Raw genomic sequence first — 10,100 nt, forward strand, 5'->3', positions numbered from 1 at the left:
AGGGATTCAGTCGGTCAACGCGGCGATCCCTGCCCGTCACACTGGCCGCCGACGCCCGATTCCCCCCGGGACGTGCCTGCCCGCGGCCGTCGATCGGCTGGGCGGGTGCCGACAGGTATAGTCCACTTCCCGTCAACGGAGCAAGATCGAAAGCGGGTTTACCCGCGGGTCTTTTCCGAGTTGAGACCTCGCGGAAATATGGGGCGTCCGCGACTTCCCCTGGGGAAGATCGACAGGGCACCAATCTCCCACCATGGGAGTAATGCGCAGCTCGTCGCACGATATTCACCCCGGACACCACACCCAACACCCTTGACACCACTGACAACTTGACTCCCTACTGGTCCTTGCGCAGCAAATCTGACAACGTTGTCCAGGGCCAGGGAGGGTGCTCGCGCATGCAGCACAGAGCTCGGTACAGACGGAGTTCTTCGGCTCGGCTCAGATGGAGTTCCTCAACGATAATGGGGGTGGTAGCGCTTTCTCTGGTAGTGGCCTCGCAGGGCACGGCGATTGCCCTTCCGGCCCAAACGGCGTCCACCGATCGCGAGTTCGCATCCTCGTTCGAATCAGGCGATCCGGCACCGACCTGGCTCAACACGGTGGACACCGGAGCAGACGGGGCAAAGCGCGCGTCGGGCGTCGACGGCGGCTACAGCACCGGCATCCCGGGCAATGTCACCGACCACGTCACGGACGTCAGCGCGAGCGGCGAGAACACCGGCGCGGGCGAGGTGAAGGAGAACCTCGTCGACGGCGAGTCGAGCACCAAGTGGCTGACCTTCGAGCCGACCGGCTGGGCGGAGTTCGACTTCGACGCCCCGGTCAAGGTCGTCACGTACGCGCTGACGTCGGCCAACGACCACGACGAGCGCGACCCCCAGGACTGGACCCTCCAGGGCTCCACGGACGGCAAGGACTGGAAGAGCCTCGACAGCCGTTCCGGTGAGTCCTTCGGCGAGCGGTTCCAGACGAAGTCGTACGACATCGCGAGCCCCGTCGAGTACGAGCACTTCCGGCTCGACGTCACCAAGAACAACGGCGGCGACATCCTCCAGCTCGCCGACGTCCAGTTCTCGACGGGCCAGAGCGACGACCCGACACCCAAGGACATGCTCTCGCTGGTGGACCGGGGCCCGAGCGGCTCCCCCACCGCGAAGGCCGGCGCGGGCTTCACGGGCAAGCGGGCCCTGCGCTACGCCGGTACGCACAAGGCGGACGGCCGGGCGTACTCGTACAACAAGGTCTTCGACGTCAACGTGGGCGTCGGACGCGACACCGAGCTGTCGTACCGGATCTTCCCGTCGATGGCGGACGGTGACCGGGACTACGACGCCACGAACGTGGCGGTGGACCTGGCGTTCACGGACGGCACCTATCTGAGTGACCTGAACGCGGTCGACCAGCACGGGTTCACGCTGACGCCGCAGGGGCAGGGCGCGGCCAAGGTGCTGTACGTCAACCAGTGGAACAACGTCGCCTCGCGGATCGGTTCGGTCGCGGCCGGGAAGACCGTCGACCGGATACTCCTCGCGTACGACTCCCCCCAGGGCCCTGCGAGGTTCCGCGGCTGGCTCGACGACGTGGCACTGAAGACCGCGGCCCCCGAGAAGCCCAAGGCGCATCTGGCCGACTACGCGCTGACGACCCGCGGCACCAACTCCAGCGGCGGCTTCTCACGCGGCAACGACTTCCCGGCGACGGCCCTCCCCCACGGCTTCAACTTCTGGACGCCGGTCACCAACGCGGGCTCGCTGAGCTGGCTGTACGACTACGCACGCGCCAACAACGCGGACAACCTGCCGACCATCCAGGCGTTCAGCGCGAGCCACGAGCCGAGCCCCTGGATGGGTGACCGGCAGACCTTCCAGGTGATGCCCTCGGCCGCCTCAGGCACCCCCGACACCGGCCGCACCGCCCGCGCGCTCGCCTTCCGGCACGAGAACGAGACCGCCCGCCCGTACTACTACGGGGTGACCTTCGAGAACGGTCTCAGGGCGGAGATGGCGCCCACCGACCACGCGGCGGCCCTGCGCTTCACCTATCCGGGTGAGGACGCGAGCGTGCTCTTCGACAACGTGACCGAGCAGGCGGGCCTCACGCTGGACAAGGACAACGGGATCGTCACCGGTTACTCGGACGTGAAGTCCGGGCTGTCGACGGGTGCGACCCGGCTCTTCGTCTACGGGGTGTTCGACGCGCCGGTGACGGACGGCGGCTCGTCCGGCGTCAAGGGGTACCTGAAGTTCAAGCCCGGCGCCGACCACACGGTCACCCTGCGCCTGGCGACCTCCCTCATCAGCATCGACCAGGCCAAGGACAACCTGCGCCAGGAGATCCCCGACGGCACGTCGTTCGGGACGGTCAAGGAGCGGGCGCGCAAGACGTGGGACAAGCTGTTCGGCAAGGTCGAGGTCGAGGGCGCGACACCGGACCAGCTGACCACGCTGTACTCCAGCATGTACCGGCTGTACCTGTACCCCAACTCAGGCTTCGAGAAGGTCGGTTCGAAGTACCAGTACGCCTCGCCTTTCTCCGCGATGCCCGGCCCTGACACCCCCACCCACACCGGGGCGAAGATCGTCGACGGCAAGGTGTACGTCAACAACGGCTTCTGGGACACCTATCGGACGACCTGGCCGGCGTACTCCTTCCTGACGCCCTCTCAGGCGGGCGAGATGGTCGACGGTTTCGTGCAGCAGTACAAGGACGGAGGATGGACCTCGCGCTGGTCCTCCCCCGGATACGCGGACCTGATGACCGGCACCTCCTCGGACGTGGCGTTCGCGGACGCGTACGTCAAGGGCGTGAACTTCGACGCGGAGGCGGCGTACGACGCCGCCCTCAAGAACGCCACCGTCGTCCCGCCGGCCTCCGGCGTGGGCCGCAAGGGCATGTCGACCTCCCCCTTCCTCGGCTACACCAGCACCGACACCGGCGAGGGCCTGTCGTGGGCCATGGAGGGATACGTCAACGACTACGGCATCGCCGAGATGGGCCAGGCCCTCTACAGGAAGACCGGCAAGAAGCGCTACAAGGAGGAGTCCGCGTACTTCCTCAACCGGGCCCAGGACTATGTGAACCTCTTCGACTCGAAGGCCGGGTTCTTCCAGGGCCGCGACGCACAGGGCAACTGGCGCCTCGACTCCTCGAAGTACGACCCGCGTGTGTGGGGCTACGACTACACCGAGACCAACGGATGGGGGTACGCCTTCACCGCGCCGCAGGACTCACGGGGCCTCGCCAACCTGTACGGCGGCCGGAGCGGGCTGGCCCAGAAGCTCGACGCGTACTTCGCCACCCCCGAGACGGCCTCGCCGGACTTCGTGGGCTCCTACGGTGGGGTCATCCATGAGATGACCGAGGCCCGTGACGTACGCATGGGCATGTACGGGCACTCCAACCAGGTGGCCCACCACGTGAACTACATGTACGACGCGGCGGGTCAGCCCTGGAAGACGCAGAAGAACGTCCGCGAGGTCCTCTCCCGTCTCTACACCGGCAGCGAGATCGGGCAGGGCTACCACGGCGACGAGGACAACGGCGAGCAGTCCGCCTGGTACCTCTTCTCCTCGCTCGGCTTCTACCCGCTGGTGATGGGAAGCGGCGAATACGCCATCGGCTCCCCGCTGTTCACCAAGGTGACCGTCCACCTGGAGAACGGCAAGGACCTGGTCGTCAAGGCGCCGAAGAACAGCGCGAAGAACGTGTACGTGCAGGGCGTGAAGTTCAACGGCGAGCGCTGGACGTCGACTTCGCTCCCCCACTCGCTCATCTCCCGTGGTGGTGTGCTGGAGTTCGACATGGGCTCCGAGCCGTCGTCGTGGGGCACGGGCAAGGACGCGGCGCCCGTGTCGATCACCGAGGACGACAAGGTGCCCACGCCCCGTGCGGACGTCCTCAAGGGTGACGGCGCGCTCTTCGACAACACCTCGGCGACGGACGCCACGGTCACCTCGGTCGACCTGCCGACGTCCGCCGCGGCGAGGGGAGTTCAGTACACCCTGACCTCGTCCTCGGACCGCACCAGGGCGCCGGGCGGCTGGGTCCTGCAGGGCTCATCCGACGGCACCACGTGGACCGACCTCGACAAGCGCTCCGGCGAGTCCTTCACCTGGGACAAGCAGACCCGGGTGTTCTCGGTCGCGCATCCGGGCTCGTACACGCACTACCGCCTGGTCCTCGACAGCGAGGCGACGCTCGCGGAGGTGGAACTGCTGGGCTGACACCCTCACGTGGGCGGGGCGGGCGCGCAGATCACTCTCCGCGCCCGCCCTGCTGTGCGGCCCGGGCTCAGCCGGCCTGGGGCAGCGTGTGGAACTCGCCCGGGTCGCCGGCGAGGGAGCCCTTGATGCCGGCGCTCCACTCGTCGGCCAGGACCTCGAAACGGCCGGCCTCCACAACATCGAGCGCGGCACGGACGACGTCCGCGGGGTCGGACTTCCCGCCCTCGTAGTGCGCCGTCATGTCGGTGTCGGCGGATCCCAGGTGCAGGCCGGTGACCTGGGTCCCCTGGCCGTGCAGTTCGAGGCGGACGGCGTTGGTCAGACTCCGTTCGGCGGCCTTCGCGGCACCGTAGGCGTTGGAGTAGTCGTAGGAGAACCAGGACATGGCCGACAGGACGTTGAGGACGGCCCCACCGCCGCCCGCGGCCGGCATCGGAGCGAAGGCGCGGATCATGTCCAGCGTCCCGTAGAAGTGCGTGTCCATCTCCGTGCGGATCGCGTCGAGGTCGCCGGTCACGAGGTTCGCGTACGTGTTGCTGCCCGCGTTGTCGACCAGCAGAGTGACGTCCTGCGCGGCCGCCGCGGCTTCGGCCGACGCCGGGTCGGTGATGTCCAGCCGCAGCACCTCCGCACCGGGGAGGTCCCCGGGTTCGGGGGTGCGCGCCGTCGCGTGGACCTTCGCCGCGCCCCGCTCCAGCGACTGCAGGGCGAAGTGACGGCCGATGCCGCGATTGGCACCGGTGACGAGGGCGGTGGAACCCGTGGATCTTCATGCTGACTCCCGTGAGGACTCCGTATCGGGCCGTTCGCGGGCTACGCCAAAACCTGGCCTTGACGTCAGAGGCAAGTACGTGTGCGGATCAGCGGCCTCGCCCGGACCCGGGACAAGCTCGACGGCATCAGCACCCCGGCCGACGCGTCCGCCCGCGCGGGCCGGCCCTGCCCCCGCTGACGAGCGACAGGACCGGCCCTCCTGCGAAGGTCTCAGCTCACCGCGAGGGTGAACACGTGCAGGTCGGCGTTGTCCGGCAGCTTGACGCTCCTGACGGTCCTGCCGGACGGGGCCTGGAAGGGCTTGGTGGCGAAGACGTACGTCGCCACCGGGTCCTTGTCGGCGCCCGCGACATTGCGGTACGCGGTCCTGGCGACGATCTCGTTGCCGTACTGGACGGTGCCGCCTCCGCCGCCGACGGTCCAGTCGGTGAAGGAGAGGTCGACGGAGTCCGTGCTGCCGTCGGTGTAGGTGACGGTCGCATGGGTCTGCTGGTTGCCGTTGACCGCGCTGCCGATGAAGGACAACCGGTCGGCCGGGTGGGCGAGTTCGATGGTCTGGGCGGTCGCCGAGGCGTTGTCGGGGCGGCCGGTGGGCGAGTCGGGCCAGGTGTAGGTGAGGCCGTCCACGGTGCCCTGGGTGCCGGGGGTCAGGCCTCCGGCGGCGAGGGCCTGACGGGAGTAGCTCCAGCCGCCGCCGTCGTAGTCGGCCTCGTCGTGGTCACCGGTGTCGTCGGAGACACCGGTGTTGTTGTAGGCGGCCAGGAGAGAGCCGGGCGCCGCGACGGTCAGGGCGACCGGCTGTTCGTACGAGGTGGCGGCCGACGTCACGGTGACCTTGACGTCGTAGAAGCCCTGCTGGGCGGTGTCACCGGCGGACAGGGTGATCTCCTGGGCGCCGTCGGTCACGGTGCCCTCGGCGGGGGTCGCGGTCACTCCGGCCGGGGTGTCCACCTTGAAGCGGACCTCGGGGCCGGTGCCGCCGCTCAGCGCGAGGGCACGGATGTCGAGCTTCGTGCTGCCGCCGGGTGCGAGCGTCGCCGTGGTCGGGCCGACACCGATCTGGTACGGCCGCTCGCCCTCACGGAAGGACGGCGGGGCGGCCGCCGGGTCACTGCCCCAGGTGCGGTTCGGGGTACCGGAGAGGGTGTAGTCGAGCGTGCCGCCGTCGCGGACGAAGGAGGCGGGCAGCCAAGGGCGGTCGCTGGTACGGCCGTCCACCTTCAGCGACTGCACGTACGGGGCGTCCGCGGCGGCGCCGTTCGCCCGGATCTCGATGTCGTTGCCGCCGGGCCGGTTGATCTCCACCCGCGTGAACAGCGGTGAGGCGAGGACGAGTTCGGCGCGGGAAGGAACCTGCGGATACATGCCGAGCGCGGAGAAGACGTACCAGGACGACATCTCCCCGAGGTCGTCGTTCCCGGGGATGCCGCCCGGCTGGGAGGACCACAGCCCGTTCATCGCGGCGCGGACGGTCTCCTGCGTCTTGTAGGGCGCGCCCGCGTAGGCGTACAGGTAGGGCACGTTGATCGACGGCTCGTTGTCCAGCTCCGACTTGTCGCCGCCGCTGCCCGAGAAGGCCCAGCTGCCGTCGGCGTTGTGGAAGAAGGCGTCGAGACGGTCGAGTGCCTTGTCCCGGCCGCCCATCGCGGCGAAGAGCCCGGCCGGGTTGTGCTGCACCATCCAGGTGTACTGGGCAGCCGTACCCTCCACGAATCCGTTGCCGGTCGCCGGGGTGAAGCCGGTGACCCAGCTGCCGTCCGCCTTGCGGCCCGCGACGTAGCCACCGCTCGGGTCGGCCGCGATGTTGAAGTTGTTCTGCCACCACTGGGAGCGCCGGGCGAAGTCGGCGGCCGTCTGCTTCTTCCCCGCCGCCGTGGCGAGTTGGGAGAGCGCGAAGTCGGCGCCGGACATCTCGAGGGTCTCGGCGGCGCCGCCCCAGGCGTTGGACACGGACGGCATGTAGTGCTGCTTGAGGTACTTGTCCAGCGACGGCCGCTGTCCTACGGACAGGACCGGCTTGCCCGAGGAGGAGAGGTCGCCCTCGGTCGGCACGGTCGCCGCCTCGACCAGCGAGTCCAGCGCGCCGCGCAGGTCGAAGTCGGTGCCGCCGAAGGCCCGGATGCCGGCGAGCGCGGTCGGGGACGGGTCGCCGTTCATGACGTGGGTGCCGCTCGCGCCGTGCAGCCAGCGGTCCCAGACGCCGCCGTTCTGCCGGGCGAGTTCGAGCAGCGACTGCGCGATGTCGGAGCCGGTGTCCGGGCTGAGCAGGGTCAGCAGCTGGACCTGGGAGCGGTAGACGTCCCAGCCGGAGAAGGTGCCGTACTGGGCCCGGTGGCCGCGCGCGACGACATGGACCTTGTCGTCGGGACCCCGGTATCTGCGGTCGGCGTCACTGATGACGTTCGGGTGCAGAAGGGCGTGGTAGAGCGCGGTGTAGAAGGTGGTGCGGTCGGTGTCGCTGCCGCCGCCGACCCTGATGGCGCCGAGCTGGTCGCGCCAGGCGCGGTGGGCGGCGTCCTGGACCGAGGCGAAGGAGCGGGACGGCGGGTTCTCGGCCGCGAGGTTGGCGGCGGCGCCCGCCTGGCTGACGTACGAGATGCCGACCTTGACGTTCACGGGGTCGGTGCCGGGCTCGAACTCCACATAGCCGCCCGCGCCCTTGCCCGAGACGGGACGGCCACCGCTCGCGAAGCCGCCGGTGCCGCCGCTCGCCTCCGTGGACCCCGGGCTCAGCCTGTCGTCCTGCCAGGTGCCGGTCGACTTGAAGTCGCGGTCGAAACGGGCGGTGAAGTAGAGCGTGTAGTAGGCGCGTTGGCCCTCGGGGTCGAGGTAGCCGCAGAAGTTCCCGGAGGTGACGGACCCGGAGACGGTACGGGTCGCCGGGTCGATCTTCAGGGTCGAATCGGTCGAACCGACCTCGGAGTTCGCGCTGCGCACCAGCAGTGAGGCGGGCTTGTCGGCGGGGAAGGTGAAGCGGCCCGAGCCGGTGCGCGCGGTCGCGGTGAGGTCGGCGGTGACGCCGGAGGCGAGGCCGACCTTGTAGTGGCCGGGCTCGGCGGTCTCGTCGGTGTGCGCGAAGCCGGCCGCGTACACCTCGTCCTTGGTGTCGCTCGCCGGGGATGACTTGACCTCGCCGGCGTACGGGAAGAAGGGGATGTCGCCGCTGCCGCCCGCACAGCCCGTGCCGGACATGTGGGTGAGGCTGAAGCCCCTGATACGGGTGGCGTCGTACTGATACCCGCCGGGCGCGGCCGTACGGGTGGCGTCGCCGCGGGTGTTCTCGGGGCTCCAGGAGAGCATGCCGAAGGGCACGACGGCGCCGGGGAAGACGTTTCCGCCGTTCTTGGTGCCGATGAGCGGGTCGACGTAGGTGGTGGGGTCACGGACAAGGTCCGGTGGTGCGGTGGTGGCGGCTGCCGCGGGGGTGATCCCGGCGGCCGCCAGGGCGACGGCGAGCAGGACTGATGACGGACGGAAACGCATGACGCGGCCCCTCCTCCTTCGGACGGGTCGCGCACCACAGGTCGCACAAGCCGCAGGGACAGTAACGTGCGCCACGGGTACCACGGAAGACCGCGTGCGGCCCACGGACACGCTCGGCGCACACCCCTATGGCACAACGCGCCCCCACTGACCTCTCAACTTGCTTGACATCGTTGTCGGTTGAGGCGGTAGAGTCATGCACAGACCATCAGACAACGTTGTCGCACACCTCGGTCGCCACAAGCCACGCTCCCCAAAGCTCTCGACTACGCTCGAGCAGGGGACCCCCGACCCGGGCAGCACCCCCCTCGCCCGCCCGGGCTCGCGGACCGGGTGAGTTCCACACCACCCACCCGGTCCGCCCAGAGCCGGTCAACCCACCCGGCAGGGAAGCGCGGTCGCGGGATCACCGCCGGAACCCGAGACGGCATACCCGAAGGCCGCGCTCTTCCCGGGATCCAGCGCACCGTTCCGGTCGGCGTTGTGCACCATCACGTCCTGACCGCCATAGGTCGCGTCGCCGTTCCAGAGGCTGACGACCGACCGCCCGCCCGGCAGGGTCCAGTCGACCATCCAGCCGAGCATCGGCACGTCTCCCTCATGGGAGTGCCGTGCGCTGCCGCCCTTCCGCCGGCCGTGACGACCAGGCCGAGGGCGGGGACGACGGCGAGGACGGCGAGCAGGACGAGGAGGAGGGCCCGGCGGCGGGAACGTCGCGATAATCGAACTGTGTCAGGTTCACGACAGCTTCGAGTATGACGAACAGACCCTTCGCTCGATGTCGCGGGAATGTGAGGTGAGGTGGGAGCGAGTCCCGGCGGGTTCCGGTCCGCCACATGGGAGCGCTCCCACCTCATCCGGACGTTAGCGCGCACAACCACCGCTGTAAACGCTTCACGTGTAGGCGCTTCACATGTAAGCGCTTCATGCACGAGGGCCGCACCCCCTGACAACGGGTGCGGCCCTCGCTATGACCGAGAAACCACTCAGGTACCGATTTTCCTATGACTGAGAAACCACCTGAGTCGGTCATGTCACCGATGGCGGGGTGACGTCAGATAGTGCTGCCGAAGAAGCTCCCTCCCGTAGTCGTTGCCGTCGGGTGTGCGGATGACGGAGTGGACGTGCTTCTGGGTCGCGCCGCTGCCCCGCCCGAACTGCCCGTCTCCGACTGCGGCTCCATTGCCGCGCGCTCCCCGGTGCCCCCGGTGTCGAGCTCGGTCATCGTCGCCGGATCCCTTCGCCGTGGGCACGTCCGGGACGGATGGCTGGGCGCACACGACTCCGGGGGAGCAGCCTGAGGCGAACCTGGAGTGCAACGGAGGGAGGGCCCGGTCGACGACAACGAACCGCTCCCTTCCGGGCGCCGGGGCGGGCCGCTGTTCCGTCACCCGCACTTGGCGCACACCTTGACCCGATGCCTGATCCAGCGCTTGCGAACGTATGTCGCCATCGAAGTGAGTGTCAACAATTTCGTTGACCTTCATGGCTCACGCACAGGCCGCACAGGCAGCACAGGTCGCCTAGGTCCTGTCGTCAAATTCCCGTCGTCCGCCCGGAGGGCGGGCCCTGCGGCGTCAGGTGCGTGCTCTCGGAGTGCCGGGCACAGGCCCTCGT

General features: G+C 69.0%; 2 protein-coding genes and 2 pseudogenes. 1 reads left to right on the plus strand and 3 read right to left on the minus strand.

Annotated features, from left to right (window positions below):
• Positions 1 to 464: 464 nt before the first annotated feature.
• Entirely contained in the window at positions 465 to 4,226 is a 3,762-nt protein-coding gene (locus ABZ656_RS38270) for a GH92 family glycosyl hydrolase (RefSeq protein ID WP_360274467.1), read from the plus strand.
• Positions 4,227 to 4,293: 67 nt separating this feature from the next.
• On the opposite strand, the pseudogene ABZ656_RS38275 reads toward ABZ656_RS38270, so the two are convergent.
• The 3 genes and pseudogenes from ABZ656_RS38275 to ABZ656_RS38285 all read right to left on the minus strand — a co-directional run.
• Positions 4,294 to 4,986: pseudogene (locus ABZ656_RS38275) on the minus strand (SDR family oxidoreductase); the annotation flags it as partial.
• Between the two features lie 224 nt (positions 4,987 to 5,210).
• On the minus strand, positions 5,211 to 8,483 hold the full coding sequence (locus tag ABZ656_RS38280) for a GH92 family glycosyl hydrolase (protein ID WP_360274470.1): 3,273 nt from the start codon (positions 8,481 to 8,483) through the stop codon (positions 5,211 to 5,213).
• 372 nt (positions 8,484 to 8,855) lie between these two features.
• Positions 8,856 to 9,089, minus strand: a pseudogene (locus ABZ656_RS38285) (cellulose binding domain-containing protein); the annotation flags it as partial.
• Positions 9,090 to 10,100 lie beyond the last annotated feature (1,011 nt).

It is taken from the genome of Streptomyces sp. NPDC007095 (assembly GCF_040634475.1).
Lineage (GTDB): Bacteria > Actinomycetota > Actinomycetes > Streptomycetales > Streptomycetaceae > Streptomyces.